The sequence below is a fragment of the Streptomyces taklimakanensis genome (assembly GCF_009709575.1).
Taxonomy (GTDB): Bacteria; Actinomycetota; Actinomycetes; order Streptomycetales; family Streptomycetaceae; genus Streptomyces; species Streptomyces taklimakanensis.
Map to the genome: position 1 here is coordinate 1,817,096 of NZ_WIXO01000001.1, position 16,931 is coordinate 1,834,026.

Here is a 16,931-nt window from a genome sequence, read left to right on the forward strand (position 1 = left end):
TCGTGACCGTGTCCACCGCCCGTCCCCCACCCCGCCCGCGCCGCCGTCCGGTGGTCTCCCGCCGGATACGGTGTGTGACCGCTGCCGTCCGGTTCGCGGACGTTCACCGACCGTCCTCGGCCGTCTCGCCCCTCGGCTCGGACCGCTCGGACCGCTCGGACCGCCGGCCGGACTCACCGTCCGGGCCGTCCGGGCCGTCCGGGCCGCCGCCCGACGCGGGGCCGCCCCCGGTTCCCCGCAGCCGGTCCAGCCGGGCGATGAGCGGGCCCGCCGTGACTCCGTGCAGCACCACCGAGGCCAGCACGGTGAACGTCACCACCGCCCACACCTCCCGTTCCGCCACCGGGAAGTCCGCCTGCCCCAGCCCGTAGGCGAGGTAGTACAGCGAGCCGATGCCCCGGATGCCGAAACCCGCGACCACCCCGCGTTCCCGGCGCTCCATCCGGCTGCCCAACAGTCCCGCCCACCCCGCCAACGGCCGGACCACCAACAGCACCACCAGGGCGACGGCGGCGCCCTGCCACGTCAGGTGGGACAGACCGCCCAGCGCGACGAAGGCGCCCAACAGGAACAGCAGCCCCGCCGTGAGCAGCCGCTCGACCTGTTCCACGAAGTCGTGCAGGACGTTGTGGTAGCCGTGGGCCCGCTCGGCGGCCCGGATGGCGCAGGCGGTGGTGAACACGGCGAGGAAGCCGTAACCGCCGATGATCTCGGCCAGCCCGTACGACAGGAAGGTGGCCCCCAGCGCGACGAAGCCCTCCTTGTGCCGGGACAGCCGCAGCACCTTCGAGCGCGTCCGGAAGAACAGCCAACCCAGCAGCCTTCCCACCGCCAGCCCGGCCAGCAGGCCGACGACGCACTTGTACGCCAGTTCGTTCAACGCCCAGGAGCCGACCCAGTCCGCGGACCAGCCGGCGCCCGCGGCGGCGGCCAGTGCGACGGCCGCGTACGTCAGGGGGAAGGCGAGCCCGTCGTTCAGGCCCGCCTCGCTGGTGAGGGAGAAGCGCACCTCGTCCTCGTCGTGCTCGTCGTCGGTGGGCCGGCCCACCTGCACCTCCGAGGCCAGTACCGGGTCGGTCGGCGCCAGGACGGCGGCCAGCAGCAGCGCGGCGGCCGGCGGCCAGTCCAGCAGCCACCACGCCACACCGGCCGTGGCCACGACGGTCAGCGGCATGGTGACGCCCAGCAGCCGCCAGGTCGAGGCCCAGCGGCGCAGGCCGAGGGGCCGGTCGAGCGCCAGTCCGGCGCCCATCAGCGAGATGATCACGCAGACCTCGGTGGCGTGCTCCACCAACAGTCGGTCGTCCACCGGATCGACGGCGGGCAGCGGCAACGGCAGCAGGTACACGCCGATGCCGCAGAGCATGAAGACCAGGGGCAGCGAAAGCGGCCGCCGCCCGGCCACCACGCGGGGCAGCACGGCCGCGAGCAGTGCCGCCACTCCCAGCCATGCGAACACACCGTCGCCGATCGTCACCGTGTGGCCCCGCCTTCCCGTCACACCGCCGCGCCGTTCGGCACCGCAGCGCCTCTGGTACCCGCGAACACGCAGGTCATTGCGGTGACGCGGGCTTCACACACGGTGTTCACAGCGGTATTCACACGCGGTGTTCGCCGATCGTGTCCGCCCACGAGCGCCCGCGCACGCGGTCGCGGCCCGGCCCGGTGGTCGGGCGGGCGGCCCGTGGGGGCGGCGGGTGACGGATGACGGAGGACGTCCTCACGGAACGGCCTCTCCCCTGACACACCGGGCGACGATTTCCGCCTGGCGGGTGGCGGAGCCCAGGAAATTGGCGAAGGGCTGGTGGATGTGCGTGGCCGGGCCGACCACCCATATGTTCCCCTCCCCGATCCCCGGACGCGGACGGAGATCCCCGCCGAGGGCGGTGACGGGGACCGCCTTGTCGGGCGGGTTCCTCAGATGGACGGCCGCCCCGTCGTGGTGGAGGACGGGCAGTTCGAATCCGGCCCCGGACACGGCGTGGTCGTAGGTGCGGACACGGCCGTCACGCGAGACGACCTCGAACCCCTTGGCGTGGGCACGGACACGCGCGGGGTCGTAGACGTCCAGCTCCAATTCCCCGTCGTCGAGGTGTCCCGACAGCTTCCGGGCGTTGGGCAGCGCCAAGGAGGTGAGGTAGCGCCACATCAGGGAGCTCACGGGGGCGAAGACGCTCGCGCGTCGGGACGGATGCCATCCCGCGGTCCACGCGGACACGGCGTCGACGAGCGGGAGCACGATGTCCTGCCAGTGGCACAGATCGGCTTCCGCCAGTGCGATCTCCTCCCTCAGCCGTCGAACCGGATCGGCGCCGCGGGACAGTTGTCGGCGCAGGGGGAGCGGCCCCCCGACCGTGCGCACGGCCTCTGTTACGGCACGACCGAGCCTGCGGTACAGGTCCGGATCGTCCGGGTCCATCCCGCTGATTCCGTCCAGGGAGGGAAGGGCTCGGGGGGAGGGCAGGATGCGGGAGCGCACCGCCGGCAGGATTCCGGTTCGGGAGGCCATGGTGACGCGGTGGCCGTCGCGGCACAGCAGGAGTGCGGCGTCGACCGCCGACAACCCGCTGCCCACCACCAGGACGCGGGAGGGCGTGTCTCCGATCCGTCGGCGCAGGCGGGCCGAGGGGTAGGGCGACGGTACCCACCGCGGGTGGGAGGTGTATGCGGCGAAGCCGTCCGGAACGATGGCTTCCCCCACCCCCACGCACACGATGACGTGGGAGAAGGAACGCAGACGTCCGCTCTCCAGGTGGAGGCGGTACCTTCTCCCCGTCGTGGCGATGCTCCGGACGAGATCGCGCTCGTGATCGACCTTGACGCCCCGGGCACCGGCCACCTCGAAGTACCGACCGAAGCGTTCCCGAGCGTACTCGCCGACCCATGCTCTGGGGGTGTAATCGGCGTCCGCGACCGGCCGACCACGCTCGGCACAGTGATCGGTGAAGTCGGAGGGGACCTGGGGAAGAAGAGAGCAGATTCCCGCCGAGGTGTTGCAGAGCAGATCGGGATCCGGATCTCCGAACACCGGCCCCGCGCCGGGCTCGTTGGGATCGATCAGCGTGATGGAGGAGACATCGCTTTCGCTTCCCCTCACCAACTGTGCGAACACACTGATTCCGGTGGTACCGGCACCGATGATGGCGACACTCCGCACGGCCACGCGGGACCTCTTCCGTCATGGGGCACAACGCGCGTTCCCGGACGGCATCCTGGCGCAGGGGGAACGTCGACAGACGGCGAAGAAGAGGGAATGGCCGGTTCTGGGGACACCCGAGAACAGATTCGAGCCGGCAGGCCCGCACGGGTTCCACCGGCGCGGTGTCGGATCCGCACCGGCGGCGGGAGCACGGCACGGCGACGGCGAACGCCGGAGTCGCCCGGGGCGGGCGCCCGGGCGTGAGGAGATGCGGCGCCCACCGCGTCGTCCGCTCCGCGTCGATCGACCGGCGGCCGGACCGGGACCGCCTCGGTCGCGGCGGGACGGCGCGACCGGCGTCGGGTGGGACCCGAGTGGGACCCGGGTGGGGCCGGTGCGGAGCGGGCGTGGTGGGCGCCGCCGCCGATCGAGTCGGCCGGACGGGCCGGAGGGCCGCCGGTCAGCCCCGGTTGGGCTCCTGGCGACCGGCGATCTGGCCGCTGTCGCGGGAGGACTTGTCGCCCACCATCACCAGCGCGGCGATGATCAGAAACAGGGCGACGGGCGCCACGACGTACAGACCGAGGGTCTCGACCACGCTCAGGCCGGTGCCCGGGTCGTCGCCGTCGTCGCGGTAGAGGTTGGCGGAGGCGGTGGGGGCGGCGGCCAGGAGCGTCAGCGTGGTGAGGGCGGTGACGGCTCCGGCGCGCACGGCGGTGCCGGCGCTCTTGACGTTCTCGGTGACCTTGGTGTCCACGGTTCCACGCTAGCGAACGTCGCCCGGCGGCACGCGTTCAGGGTGGCCTTGCGTGGCCCGTCGGGGAACGACGCGGTGCCCGTCGTGACGTGCCTCACGCGGGGCGGAGGGGTGGTCGTCCCGGGCCCCCGCGGTTCCCCTGACGTCCTCCTCGCGTTGTCCGCCGTGCTCTCCCGGCGCGGGGATGCGACGCTCCCGGGGGCCGTGCAGCTCCTCGTAGACCGTCTCCAGCAGGGCACGCAGCCGGGGCGAGGCGACCAGTTCCTCCAGGGTGACGGGCCGGCCGTCGTCGCCGGCGACGGGGAGCCGCCAGTTGGGGTACCGGTCGCCGGCGGTGCCGGGCACGTTCTGCGGGCGTCGGTCGCCGACGCCGTCCGGGAGCCAGACGCCGACCATCTTCGCGGGGGTGCGGGCCAGGAAGCGGTAGATCGCCCTGACCTCGCTCTCCTCGTCACCCGCGCCCTCCGGCAGCAGGCCCAGGCGGTCCAGGTACGCCACCCACTCGGCGGTCTCCGCGGCGTCCTGGGTCTGCTCGGCGGCGAAGGTGCCGGTCAGCAGTCCGAGGTCGGCGCGCAGTCGGACGTGGTCGCCGCTGAGCCGGGCGGCGGTGCTGGGCAGGTCGTGGGTGGTGGCGGTGGCCAGGCAGTCGGCTCGCCAGTCCCGTGGGTGCAGCGGCTGGGGCATCTCGTGGTGGGGGGTGCGCAGGTGTTCGTAGTCGCGCTCGAACCACAACACGGAGGTGCCCAGAACCCCGCGTCCGGCCAGCTCCGCTCGGACTCCGGGCTCGACCGTGCCCAGGTCCTCGCCGATGACGACGGCGCCGGCGCGGTACGCCTCCAGGGCGAGCATCCCGAGCATGGCCTCGGCGTCGTAGCGCACGTAGGCGCCCTCCGTCGGCGGGCGGCCCTCGGGGACCCACCAGAGCCGGAACAGCCCCATGACGTGGTCGATGCGCAGCCCGCCGGTGTGGCGCAGCAGCCCGGACAGCAGCGAGCGGTAGGGGGCGTAGCCGGCGGCGGCCAGGGCGTCCGGGCGCCAGGGCGGCAACCCCCAGTCCTGGCCCTGGGCGTTGAAGGCGTCGGGCGGCGCGCCGACGGAGACGCCGTCGGCGAGGAAGTCGCGCAGGGCCCAGGCCTCCGCGCCGGAGGGGTGGACGCCCAGCGCCAGGTCGTGGACGAGGCCGACGGACATCCCGGCGTCGCGGGCGGTGCGCTGGGCGCGGGCGAGCTGGGCGTCGGTGAGCCAGGCCAGCCGGCTGTGGAAGTCGACCCGGTCCATCAGCTCGACGCGGGCGCGGGCGGTGGCCGGCGAGCGCGGGTCGTCCAGGCCGCCGGGCCAGGAGCGCCAGTCGGAGCCGTGGACCTCGGCCAGGGCGCACCAGACGGCGTGGTCCTCCAGCGCCTGGCCCTGCTCGGCGAGGAAGTCGCAGTAGGCGACGTGCCGGCCGGGGCTGAGGGGGACGGTGCGGAGCAGTTCCAGGGCCTCGCGTTTGAGCGCCCACACCGCGTCGCGGTCGATCCGGCCGTCCTCGGTGAGGGTGGCGTCGCGGAGCTCGGCGGCGCGGGCCGCCAGTTCGTCGACCCGCCGGCGGGCCTCGCCCCGCAGGTAGCCGTACTCGGGGATCTCCTCGATCCGCAGGTGCACGGGGTCGGCGAAACGGCGGGAGGAGGGGCGGTACGGGGAGGGATCGACGCTCTCGCCCTCACCCGGGGGGACGGCCGCGTGCAGGGGGTTGAGCTGGATGAACCCGGCGCCGACCGCGCGTCCGGACCAGGCGGCCAGGTCGGCGAGGTCGGCCAGGTCGCCCATGCCCCACGAGCGCGAGGAGAGCAGGGAGTAGAGCTGGACGAGCAGCCCGTAGGAGCGGCCCGGAGGCGCCGGGAAGCGGTCGGGGGCGACGATCAGCGTGGCGCGGGCCGTACGGCCGTCGGGTGCCTCGGCGCGCAGGGCGTGGCAGCCCGGCGGCAGCGGTTCCCCGACGAGGCCGGGACCGGTTCCCCCGGTGCCCCGGGCCAGGACGCGGCCGTCCTCGGTCGCCACGCTCAACACCGTGCCGTCGGGGAGCGGGGGGAGGACGCCCCGGACCGCGGAGGGCTCCGCGGTCGGCGGCGCGTCCCGGCCGGGGCCGGGGGGATGGGGGGCGCGTACGACGACGGTGGGGGGCAGCAGCCGGGCGGCCTCCTCCTCGGCGTGCCGGTCCAGCGCTTCGCGGACGGCGTCCGGGGTCGAGGCGTCGACGCCCAGTGCGGCCAGGACCTCGACGATCGTGGTGTCGGGCACCTGGAGCGTACGGCCCGGGGCGGGGTCGTAGGAGGTGCAGACTCCGTGTGCCGCGGCCAGGTGTGCCAGTCGGCTCATCCGGTATCTCCCTCCGGTCTGTGGAGACCCCTGAAGATCTAGATTTCCGCGGATTCCGCTCCGTATCCCACCGCGACCGGTTCGCTGGTCAGCGGGATCTCGGCGGAGAGCGGCGGCTCACTGGTGAGCGGGGCGCTGTCGGCGAGCGGGGGTTCGCTGGTCAGAGGTGTCTCGGGGTAACCGCAGGCGCAGGAGCCGTCCAGTCCGGAGTCCGGGTCGGAGACGCCGGAGAGGTCGATCGGCTCCCGCCCCTGTTTGGGAAGGAGGGGGAGGGGATTCAGCACTTCAGCGGACGCGGCCACGGGGGCCTCCGTTCGTCGGTTTCGGTCGTGCGGGGCTCGGGCTGGGTCTGGATGGGAACAGGGGCCGATGAGGGTCGGCCATGTGGGGCCCTACCCACTGGGGCAGTGCCCAGACACTTTCGACGACATAAACGTGACCCACGTCACCCGGCCAGTCGCCGATGATTTCACGGCATGACGCGCCTGCCAGCGTAGGGCATTCGAGCAAAGCGGGCATCTTGGCCAAGATTTGTCGCACGCGGCGGACCACCTCCCGGAGGGAGCCGCCGCGCGGACGGCCCGGCTCCGCCCCGCCCGCGACCCCACCCGCACCTCACCCGGACGTCACTCGGGCCTCACTCGGACCTCACTCGGGCGCCATCCGATCGCCGCCCGGGGCGGTGTGCGCGACGCACCCCCTTCCCCTCCCCCCTCCTCCGCCTCCGGTTCGGCCGGGCCCGGGGAGCCCGGCCGTCGGGCGGGGGCGTCGTCGACTCGGAGGTCACCTCGGGAACGGCACACGGAAGCCCCGATTCCGGCCCTGTTCCCCCTTCCTTCCCGTTCCCCCCTCATGCCCCCTTCGCGTCGCCTTCGTGCCCCCTTCGGCCGTCGACAAGTCGGACACTTCGGCCCCCGTCGTTGACACCCTCGCCGACCCGGTGGTGGGCTCTTCACCGACCGGCGCGTACGGTCGACACGCGGTGAACGGGGCGAGAAGGGCCGATGAAGACGTGAACCATGCGACGCACGGCCGCGGCGCGCGCCGTACCGGGGCGACGGCGCTGGTCGCGGCGGTTCTCGGCGGACTGCTCGGCGGCGCGCCGAGCGCCCAGGCCGCGCCGCCGCAACCGGAACGGACCGCGAGCCCGGAGGCGGGCGACCCCGGCGACGACCGCGCCACCGCGCGGGACGGCGTCCCCTCCGTCTGGCCGCGTCCGCAGTCCCTACGGACGCACGGGGCCTCGGTCCCGGTCGGTGACGAGGTCGTCCTGGTCGTCGGCGACAACGACCGCGCCGCCGCCCCGTACGCCCTCGACGTCGTCCGCGACGCCCTGCGCTCGGCCGGCGCGCGGAGCGTGCGCGTCGTGCGCCCCGGTGCGGAGAAGGGCGCCGAGGGCCTGGTGGTACGGGTCGGGGACGAGGCCGCCGAGCGGGCCCTGCGCCTCCTGCGCGCTCCCGAACGCGGGGACCTGCCCCCCGGCGGCTACCGGTTGGCGGTCGGTCGCGCCGACGGCCTGGACGGTCCGGCCGGCACGGTGGCCCTGGCGGGCGTCGGACGCGACGGGCTGTTCCACGCCGCGCAGACGCTGCGGCAACTGATCACCGGCGGCGGGGACGGCGAGGGCGGGGCCCGGGTGGCCGGGGTCGTCGTGCGCGACTGGCCCGCCGCCCCCGTGCGCGGCACGGCCGAGGGCTTCTACGGGGAGGCGTGGTCGCACCAGGAGCGGCTGGCGCACCTGGACTTCATGGGCCGCACCAAGCAGAACCGCTACCTGTACGCGCCCGGCGACGACCCCTTCCGCCAGTCCCGCTGGCGCGACCCCTACCCCGCCGAGCGACGCGCGGACTTCCGCGAGCTGGCCGAACGCGCCCGGAGCAACCACGTGGTACTGGGCTGGGCCGTCTCGCCGGGACAGTCGATGTGCCTGGTCGCACGGGACGACCGCCGGGCGCTGCTGCGGAAGGTCGACGCCATGGTGGCGCTGGGGGTACGGGCCGTCCAACTGCGCTTCGAGGACGCGAGCTACACCGAGTGGCACTGCGACGAGGACGCCGACCGCTACGGCTCCGGACCGAAGGCGGCCGCCCGCGCCCACGCGGAGCTGGCCAACGAGGTGGCCGCGCACCTGGCGGAGCGGTACGGCTTCGGGCCCGACGACGCGGTGGCGCTGTCGGTGCTGCCGACGGAGTTCTACCAGGACGGCCGCACCGAGTACCGCGACGAGCTGGCCGAGCGGCTGGGCGGGGACGTGGAGGTGGCCTGGAGCGGCGTCGGGGTCGTCCCGGCCACGATCACCGGCGGGGAGGTCGCCGAGGCCCGCGACGCCCTGCGCCACCCGTTGACCACGCTGGACAACTACCCGGTCAACGACTACGCGGCCGACCGCCTCTTCCTGGGCCCCTACACCGGACGCGAACCGGCCGTCGCCAACCGTTCGGCGGAGCTGCTGGCCAACGCGATGGAGCAGGCGACGGCCTCCCGCATCCCGCTGTTCACCGTCGCCGACTACGCCTGGAACCCGCGCGCCTACCGGCCCGCGGAGTCCTGGCGGGCGGCCGTCGACGACCTGGCGGCCACCACCGACGACGGTGGACGGAGCCCGAGCGGCGCGGACCGGGAGGCCCGGGAGGCACTGCGCGCACTCGCCGCCAACAGCGCCTCCTCGGTGCTGAACGAGGAGGAGTCGGCCCAGCTGGCTCCCCTGGTGGAGGCCTTCTGGACGGCCCACCGGGGCGAGGACGACGAGCGGTTCGCCTCGACCGCCGAGAGGCTGCGCGACGCCTTCGCCGTGCTGCGCGGGTCCCCCGAGCACCTGACCCGGGTCGCCGGCGGCGCCCTGAGCGAGGAGGCACGTCCCTGGGTGCGGCAGCTGGCCCGCTACGGACGCGCCGGCGAGCACGCGCTGGACATGCTGGGTGCCCAGCGCGACGGGGACGGCGCGGCGGCCTGGCGGGCCCGGCTGGAACTGGAACGGCTGCGCGCCGAGGCCCGGCGGAGCGGGGCGACCGTCGGCGACGGCGTCCTGCCCGACTTCGTGGATCGGGCGCTGGAGGCCGCCGACGACTGGTCCGGCGCCCGCGGCGGGAAGCGGAAGGGGGACCGCTCGGGCGAGCGGGTGAGCGGGGGGCCCACCCCCGTGCCCGGTTCCGCCCTGGAGCACGCCGCCGACGGCGATCCCGCCACCGCCTTCCGCGCCGCCGAGGAGCCGGACTCCGGCGGTCCGCCCTCCACCCCCTCCGACCGGCGCACCGGGGCGCCGGGCGTCCCCGACCTGCTCACCGGCCCCGAGGAACTGGTGCTGCGGCTGCCCCGGCCGCGTTCCCTGGAGGCGGTCACCGTCCAGTCGGAGCCGGACCCGGGCGCCCGCGCCGCCGTCGAGGCGCACGTGCCGGGCGAGGGCTGGAAGCGGCTGGGCGCGCTGTCGGACGAGGGCTGGACGGAGCTGCGCGTCGACGACCTGCGGACCGACGCCGTGCGACTGGTCTGGGAGGACGGCTCGACGGCCCCGGTGGTCCACGAGGTGACGCCCTGGTACTCCGACGCCCCCGGCGCCGCGCTGGAACTGACCCGCGCCGAGACCGACGCCGTCATCGGCGGCGGCCCGGCCGTGGTCGAGGCGTCCCTGACCGGCAACCGCCCCACCGACGTGCGCGGCCGTCTGACCGTCCGGGCTCCGGAGGGCTTCACCGTGCGGGCGCCGCGCCGGGTGACGCTGCGGCGCGGCGTGTCGGTGGCGGCGGCCGTGGAGGTCCGGGCGGGGAAGGACGTGACGCCGGGCACGTACCGCGTCCCGGTCACCCTCACCGCCGACGGCGAGACCCTGCGGCAGACCCTGGTGGTCCGCGCCGCGCCGCCCACCGGCGGACCGGACCTGGCCCGTCGGGCGACGGCGCTCTCCTCGGCCGACGAGACCGCGGACTTCCCCGCCTCGGCGGCCGTCGACGGCGATCCGGAGACCCGTTGGTCCTCCCCGGCCGAGGACGGACAGTGGCTGGGGGTGGAACTGGACCGGCCCGTCCGCGTCGGCGAGGTGCGGCTGCGCTGGCAGGACGCGTACGCCTCCCGCTACCGCGTCCAGGTCTCGCCGGACGGCAGGAGGTGGACGACGGCCGCGACCGTCCGCGACGGGCGGGGCGGCGAGGAGACGGTGCGGTTCGACTCCCCCGCCGACACCCGCTTCGTGCGGGTGGTGGGCGACGAGCGGGCGACCCGTTTCGGGCTCTCGCTGTGGTCCCTGGAGGTCTACGCCGTCCGGACCGAGCGCACCGCCGCCGAGGACGGGACGGACGGGCGGGAGCCCCGCGACGACGGGTGACCCGGTGGTCCACGGGCCCGAGGCCGCTCCCCGGAAACACCGGGGAACGCCGGGGCACGCCGCGTACGGGGCCGGTACCGGCCCCGTACGACGAAACCCGGACCTCAGGCGGGTGTTCTGCCGTCGATCCGGGCGAGGGCGTCGTCCGCGCCGTACGGCCGCAGGTACGGCAGCCAGCGCGGATCCCTGTGGCCCGTTCCGATGATCCGCCAGGCCAGACCGGTCGGCGGGGCGGGTTGGTGGCGCAGCCGCCAGCCCAGCTCCGCCACGTGGCGATCGGCTTTGACGTGGTTGCAGCGGCGGCAGGCCGCCACCACGTTCTCCCAGGAGTGCTGCCCACCGCGACTGCGCGGGATCACGTGGTCGACGCTGGTTGCGACGCCACCGCAGTACGCGCACCTGCCGCCGTCACGGGCGAACAGGGCACGACGGGTGAGTGGCACGGTGCCGCGGAACGGCACCCGTACGAAGCGCTTCAGTCGAACGACGCTGGGCGCGGGTATGACCTGGGTCGCGCTGTGCATGAGGGCGCCGGAATCCTCCAGGCTGACGGCCTTGCCGTTGAGGACGAGGATGAGCGCGCGGCGGAGCGGTACGACGCCGAGCGGCTCGTACGACGCGTTGAGGACCAGGACGTGCGGCACGGTGCCTCCTTGTACGTCGGCGGCGCGTGGCTCGCGCCGGGACGATCTCCCCCAGTGTGTCCCGCGCCCCGGTGCCCGCGCCACCACGATCGCGTAACGCGCCGAGCGTGTTTTCGCCCACACCCCGTTACTTCCCTCCTGGCAGCGGAGCCACTCGGAGTGCGGAGGCCGATACGGTGCGACGTCCCCCGTTAGTGTGTCGAGGGTGGACTCCATGAACGACGCGCACGAGACGGCCACGAACGCCGCGGGCTGGATCGAGGAGAACTGGGGCACCTGGCTCGCCACCGGTCTGCGCATCGCGCTGATCCTGGTGATCGCCGTCGTCCTGCGCTCGGTGGTCCGGCGCGCCATCACCCGGCTGATCGCCCGGATGAACCGCAACGCCGAGGCCGAGGCGAGCGGCAACGCGCTGCGCGGCCTGCTGGTCAACGCCGAGCGGCGGCGCCAGCGCACCGAGGCGATCGGTTCGGTGCTGCGCAGCGTCTCCACCTTCGTGGTCATGGGCACGGCGGTACTGATCACGCTGTCGACGCTGGGCATCGACCTCGCGCCGCTGCTGGCCAGCGCCGGTGTCGCCGGTGTGGCGATAGGTTTCGGGGCCCGCAACCTGGTCACGGACGTCCTGTCGGGGATGTTCGTGCTGCTGGAGGACCAGTACGGGGTGGGCGACCGGATCGACGCGGGCGAGGCCACCGGCACGGTGCTGGAGATCGGGCTGCGGGTGACCAAGCTGCGCGGCGACGACGGCGAGATCTGGTACGTGCGCAACGGCGAGATCAAGCGGGTCGGCAACCTCAGTCAGGGCTGGGCGACGGCCTCCCTGGACGTCGAGGTCCGTTCCGACGAGGACCTGGACGAGGTGCGGTCGGCCATCGCGGCGGCCGGCGAGGAGATGTCGACGACCACGCCGTGGGACGAGGTGCTGTGGGCACCCGTCGAGGTGCTGGGCCTGAACTCGGTGACGCTGGACACCATGGTGATCCGCGTCTCGGCCAAGACCATGCCGGGCAAGTCGATCCCGGTGGAGCGCGAGCTGCGCGGGCGGATCAAGAGGGCGCTGGACGCGCGCGGCATCCACATGGTGGACGGGGACTCGGTGGCCGCCCTGCGGAAGCTGGACGAGGACCTGGAGCGCTTGGACGGCGCCCCGGGCGGCGCCCCGGGCATCGGACGTCCGGCGTGGAGGGGAGCGGGTGTCCCGAGGGAGCCGGACGCGGTGGGGAGGCCGGTGGACCTGGCCAAGGGGCCGGGGACGGCCCCGGCGAAGGGCGCCGCGGGAGAGCCGACGCGGGGGCCGGTGGGGGAACCGGGCGGCCGGGGCGCCGGGGGCGACCGGATGCGGCCGGCTCCGTAGCCCGGGGCGGGCACGTGGGGCTCCGCACGACACCGACGGCCGTGGCCGGAGCGCCCCGACCACGGCCGTTGACGTCGTGCCGAGACGGGCCATAGTGTCCTCCTCGTAGAACAGGAAACTTTCCTGACAGTAGTGGGCGGGAGAGAAGCATGACCGGACCCACCCCCGGAACCCCCCGGGTGCTGCGGGCCATGAACGACCGCGCGGCACTCGATCTGCTGCTCGCCCACGGTCCGCTGTCGCGCAGCCGCATCGGCAGGCTGACCGGGCTCTCCAAACCGACCGCGTCCCAGCTCCTGGCCCGCCTGGAGGCCGCCGGCCTGGTCCGGGTCAGCGGCACCAGCCGGGGCCGCCCCGGTCCGAACGCCCAGTTGTACTCCCTCGACCCGACCGTCGCCCATGTCGCCGGACTCGACGTCACCACCTCCCGGATCCGTGCCGCCGTCGCCGACATCACCGGCCGGACGGTCGGCTCCTTCGAGCTGCCCACCCCGGGGCGGCCGTCGGGACGGCGGCCCGGCGCGGACACCGGCCCCCCGGAGCCGGCGGACGCCGGACCCGTCGTACGGCAGGTGGTGGCCGCCGTGGACGGCGCCGCCAAGGACGCCGGACTCACCCGCTTTGAACTGCACCGCGTCGTCATCGGCACCCCCGGCGCCTTCGACCCCCGCACCGGGCGGCTGCGGTACGCCTCCCACCTGCCCGGCTGGCACTCCCCCACCCTGCTGGAGGAGCTGGCCGCCGCGCTGCCGGCACCGCTGGAGTACGACAACGACGTCAACCTCGCCGCCGTCGCCGAACAGCGCCTGGGGGCCGCGCGCGGCCACGACGACTTCGTCCTGCTCTGGAACGAACAGGGCATCGGTGCCGCCCTGGTGCTGGGCGGACGGCTGCACCGGGGGTGGACGGGCGGCGCGGGCGAGGTCGGCTTCCTGCCGGTGCCCGGGGCTCCGTTGATGCGCCGCGTGGCGCAGGCGGGCGGCGGTGGCTTCCAGGAACTGGCGGGAGCCCGCGCGGTGGTGCGGACGGCCCGCGAGCTGGGCCTGGACGTGCCCGCCGGGTCGGACGAGGAGGTCGCGGCGGCCCTGCTGGCCCGCGCCGTCGCCGTCCGGGCCGAGGAGGCGGCCGGGAAGGCGACCGAGGAGACGGCCGGCGTCCCCGACGGCCCGCACGGCGAGCTGTTGCGGCGCACGGCCACCGCGCTGGCGACCGGACTCGCCGCGCTGGTCTCCGTCCTGGACCCCGAACTCGTCGTGCTCTCCGGAGGGGTGCTCACCGCCGGTGGCGAGACGCTGCGCGCACTGGTCCGAAAGGAGCTGGCCGACCTGGCCGCGCCCCGGCCCCGGCTGGTCATCGGCACCGTCACCGAACACCCGGTGCTGAGCGGGGCCTTGGAGAGCGCCCTGGCCACCACCCGCGACGAGGTGTTCGACACCTCGCGCCGCCCCTGACCCGAAATCCGACCCCATCCGCTCCGCCCCCACGGCGGGCGCCGCATCCGAGGAGGACCAGAGCCCCATGAAGCTCGCAGTGGTGGGCGGCGGCTCCACCTACACCCCCGAACTCGTGGACGGCCTCGCCCGGTTGCGCGACGCCCTGCCGGTCACCGAGCTGGTCCTGGCCGATCCCGCCCGGGATCGGCTGGAGCCGGTGGGCGGACTCGCCCGGCGCATCCTCGCCCGGGCCGGCCACCCGGCCACCGTCACCACCACCTCCGACCTGGACGCGGCCGTCGCCGACGTCGACGCCGTGCTCCTCCAGCTCCGCGTCGGCGGGCAGGCGGCGCGGGAGAGGGACGAGACGTGGCCGCTGGAGTGCGGCTGCGTCGGTCAGGAGACCACCGGCGCGGGCGGACTGGCCAAGGCGCTGCGCACCGTCCCGGTGGTGCTGGACATCGCCGAGCGGGTGCGCCGCGCCAACCCCGACGCCTGGATCGTCGACTTCACCAACCCCGTCGGCATCGTCACCCGCGCCCTGCTGAACGAGGGCCACCGCGCGGTGGGCCTGTGCAACGTGGCCATCGGGCTCCAACGGAAGTTCGCCGCGCTGCTGGACGTCCGTCCCGACGAGGTCCACCTGGACCACGTCGGGCTCAACCACCTCACCTGGGAGACGGGCGTGCGTCTGGGCGGGCCGGACGGGACGGACGTCCTGCCGAGGCTGCTGGCCGAGCACGGCGGGACCATCGCCGCCGACCTGCGGCTGCCGAAGGCCCTCCTGGACCGGCTGGGCGTGGTGCCCTCGTACTACCTGCGCTACTTCTACGCGCACGACGAGGTGGTGGCCGAGATGCGCACCAGGCCCTCGCGGGCCGCGGAGGTCGCCGCGATGGAGCGGAGGCTGTTGGAGATGTACGCCGACCCGGCCCTGGACACCAAGCCCGAACTGTTGGCCGAGCGAGGCGGCGCCTACTACTCCGAGGCGGCCGTCGCCCTGGTCGCCGCGCTGCTGGGAGACGGCGGGCGCGGCGTGCAGGTGGTGAACGTCCGCAACGCCGGCACCCTGCCCTTCCTCCCCGACGACGCGGTGGTCGAGGTCCCGGCCGAGGTCACCCCGGCGGGTGCCGAGCCGCTGCCCGTGCCGGCGCTCTCCCCGCTCCACGCCGGACTGGTCTCGGCCGTGACGGCGTACGAGCACCTGGCGCTGGAAGCCGCCCTGCACGGCGGTCGGGACCGGGTGTTCGCCGCGCTGCTCGCCCACCCCCTCGTCGGACAGTACGCGCTCGCCGAGGGCCTGACGGACCGCCTGATCGCCCACAACCGGGAGCACCTCGCATGGGCCTGACGCCCGCCTCTCCGGCGCACGGTTCCCCGACGGCCGGCTTCCCGGCCCCCGGCCCCCCGACGGTCGCCGCGTTGGCGATCGACGCGGGCAACAGCAAGACGGACGTCGCGCTGGTCGCCGGGGACGGCACCGTGCTGGGCACCGCCCGGGGCGGGGGCTTCCAGCCGCCGGTCACCGGGGCGGAGGCCGCCGTGGACGCCCTGGGCGAGACCGTGGCCCGGGCGGTGGGCGACGCGGGGTTCGACGACGGCGCGGGCACCCCCGTGGCCGAGCACGTCTCCGCCTGCCTGGCCAACGTCGACCTGCCGCGCGAGGAGCGGGAGGTGACGGCCCTGGTGGCGGCGCGCGGCTGGGGCCGCACCGACACGGTCGTCAACGACACGTTCGCCGTCCTGCGCGCGGGACAGCCCGACGACGGATCGACGCGGCACGGCGTGGCCGTCGTCTGCGGCGCGGGCGTCAACTGCGTCGGGGTGGCCGGGGACGGCCGCGTCCACCGCTTCCCCGCCGTCGGCCGGCTCTCGGGGGACTGGGGCGGTGGTGGGGGGCTGGCCGAGGAGGCGCTGTGGCACGCGGCCCGCGCCGAGGACGGCCGGGGCGCGGGGACCGAACTGGCCCGGGCGCTGCCCGCCCGTTTCGGGCTGCCCACCATGTACGCGCTGATCGAGGCGTTCCACCTGGGCGACCTGACGGCCGCGCGCCGCCACGAACTCGTCCCCGTCCTCTTCGAGGTGGCCGCCGGCGGTGACGGGATCGCCCTGGCGTTGGTGCGCCGGCAGGCCGAGGAGATCACGGTCATGGCGGCGGTGGCGGCAGAGCGCCTGGGGCTGGTGGACGAGCCGTTCCCGATGGTGTTGGGAGGCAGTGTCGTGGCGGCCCGTCACCCCGTGCTCCACGAGGCGATCCTGGCGCTGGTCGCCGAGCGTCTGCCCCGGGCCGTCGTCGACGTCGTCACCGCCCCTCCGGTGCTCGGCGCCGGGCTGCTGGCCCTGGACCGCCTCGGCGCCGGCCCCGCCGCCTGCGCCCGGCTGCGCGCGCACTACGCCGCGCGCCCCTGACCGCGCCACCGAGCGCCCGTACGCCCGGTGGAGAGGGCGTACGGGCACCGGGCGCGCTCCCCCGAGCCGACGGCCCCGGACGCTCCCGCCGGGGCCGCGATCCGAACGGGATCCGGCCGGAGCGGTGCCGCCGGGCCCTCGGACCGCCATACTGCTGATCGGACCCCCGGTCCCTACCGCGCAGGGGGGCGCGGGCCGGCGGTCGGTGACCGATGGGGAGGCCGCGGCAGTGACACCCACCGGCCTCCTCTCCCCGGGTCCTCTCCCCCGGCCCCCTCCGCGGACTCCCCGCCCGACCGCCCGGCCGTACGGCGCGGCGACGGCCTCGTCCCGACGAGGATCCGGTGCCCCGCGTCAACACGGCGTTCGCGGAACGTCGCCGAGGTGGTGGGAACAGTCGGTGGACGGCCGCACACGAACGGTGTCCGACCGACAGGATGGGGAGAAGCGGGTGCGAACCGGCCACGCGGCCACGGCCGTCACCACGGCCGCGTCGGGGACGGACCACGAGGACGA

At 75.0% G+C, this 16,931-nt stretch carries 10 protein-coding genes and 1 pseudogene; 5 read left to right on the forward strand and 6 right to left on the reverse strand.

Annotation, left to right across the window (positions count from 1 at the left end; translation table 11 throughout):
• Positions 1-103: 103 nt before the first annotated feature.
• From F0L17_RS08005 to F0L17_RS08025, 5 genes are all read right to left on the reverse strand, one after another.
• The gene (locus F0L17_RS08005) at positions 104-1,477 is read right to left on the reverse strand and encodes a cation:proton antiporter domain-containing protein (protein WP_162465951.1); all 1,374 of its coding nucleotides are present in this window, start codon (positions 1,475-1,477) and stop codon (positions 104-106) included.
• Between the two features lie 243 nt (positions 1,478-1,720).
• Positions 1,721-3,163 carry an FAD/NAD(P)-binding protein gene (locus F0L17_RS08010; RefSeq protein ID WP_155070520.1) on the reverse strand — a complete coding sequence of 481 codons (1,443 nt, stop codon included), beginning with the start codon at positions 3,161-3,163 and terminating at the stop codon, positions 1,721-1,723.
• Between the two features lie 436 nt (positions 3,164-3,599).
• The gene (locus F0L17_RS08015) at positions 3,600-3,896 is read right to left on the reverse strand and encodes a hypothetical protein (RefSeq protein ID WP_162465952.1); all 297 of its coding nucleotides are present in this window, start codon (positions 3,894-3,896) and stop codon (positions 3,600-3,602) included.
• 9 nt (positions 3,897-3,905) lie between these two features.
• The gene (gene malQ / locus F0L17_RS08020; protein WP_155070521.1) at positions 3,906-6,254 is read right to left on the reverse strand and encodes a 4-alpha-glucanotransferase; all 2,349 of its coding nucleotides are present in this window, start codon (positions 6,252-6,254) and stop codon (positions 3,906-3,908) included.
• Between the two features lie 38 nt (positions 6,255-6,292).
• Positions 6,293-6,556: a hypothetical protein gene (locus F0L17_RS08025; protein ID WP_162465953.1), complete on the reverse strand. Its 264-nt coding sequence runs from the start codon at positions 6,554-6,556 to the stop codon at positions 6,293-6,295.
• A gap of 710 nt (positions 6,557-7,266) precedes the next feature.
• Between F0L17_RS08025 and F0L17_RS08030 the strand changes: the two genes are divergently transcribed.
• On the forward strand, positions 7,267-10,572 hold the full coding sequence (locus F0L17_RS08030; protein ID WP_338018000.1) for a beta-N-acetylglucosaminidase domain-containing protein: 3,306 nt from the start codon (positions 7,267-7,269) through the stop codon (positions 10,570-10,572).
• A gap of 104 nt (positions 10,573-10,676) precedes the next feature.
• Here the strand turns inward: F0L17_RS08030 and F0L17_RS08035 are convergent, their stop codons facing one another.
• Complete coding sequence (locus F0L17_RS08035) at positions 10,677-11,216, reverse strand: HNH endonuclease (RefSeq protein WP_162465954.1); 540 nt, start codon at positions 11,214-11,216, stop codon at positions 10,677-10,679.
• 214 nt (positions 11,217-11,430) lie between these two features.
• On the opposite strand from F0L17_RS08035, the pseudogene F0L17_RS08040 reads away from it, so the two are divergent.
• The 4 genes and pseudogenes from F0L17_RS08040 to F0L17_RS08055 form a co-directional block, all read left to right on the forward strand.
• Positions 11,431-12,330 (forward strand): annotated as a pseudogene (locus F0L17_RS08040) (mechanosensitive ion channel family protein); the annotation flags it as partial.
• A gap of 392 nt (positions 12,331-12,722) precedes the next feature.
• Positions 12,723-14,024 carry an ROK family transcriptional regulator gene (locus F0L17_RS08045; RefSeq protein ID WP_155070523.1) on the forward strand — a complete coding sequence of 434 codons (1,302 nt, stop codon included), beginning with the start codon at positions 12,723-12,725 and terminating at the stop codon, positions 14,022-14,024.
• A gap of 67 nt (positions 14,025-14,091) precedes the next feature.
• The gene (locus F0L17_RS08050) at positions 14,092-15,357 is read left to right on the forward strand and encodes a 6-phospho-beta-glucosidase (RefSeq protein WP_155070524.1); all 1,266 of its coding nucleotides are present in this window, start codon (positions 14,092-14,094) and stop codon (positions 15,355-15,357) included.
• A complete protein-coding gene (locus tag F0L17_RS08055) occupies positions 15,348-16,415 on the forward strand; it encodes an N-acetylglucosamine kinase (RefSeq protein WP_155070525.1) in 1,068 nt (355 codons plus the stop codon). Before F0L17_RS08050 ends, F0L17_RS08055 begins: the two co-directional genes overlap by 10 nt.
• The last annotated feature ends 516 nt before the right edge of the window (positions 16,416-16,931 follow it).

Coding starts and splice junctions, on each gene's coding strand:
- malQ (WP_155070521.1), bottom strand. CDS start 6,254: ATGAGCCGACTGGCACACCTGGCCGCGGCACACGGAGTCTGCACCTCC.
- F0L17_RS08045 (WP_155070523.1), top strand. CDS start 12,723: ATGACCGGACCCACCCCCGGAACCCCCCGGGTGCTGCGGGCCATGAAC.
- F0L17_RS08050 (WP_155070524.1), top strand. CDS start 14,092: ATGAAGCTCGCAGTGGTGGGCGGCGGCTCCACCTACACCCCCGAACTC.
- F0L17_RS08055 (WP_155070525.1), top strand. CDS start 15,348: ATGGGCCTGACGCCCGCCTCTCCGGCGCACGGTTCCCCGACGGCCGGC.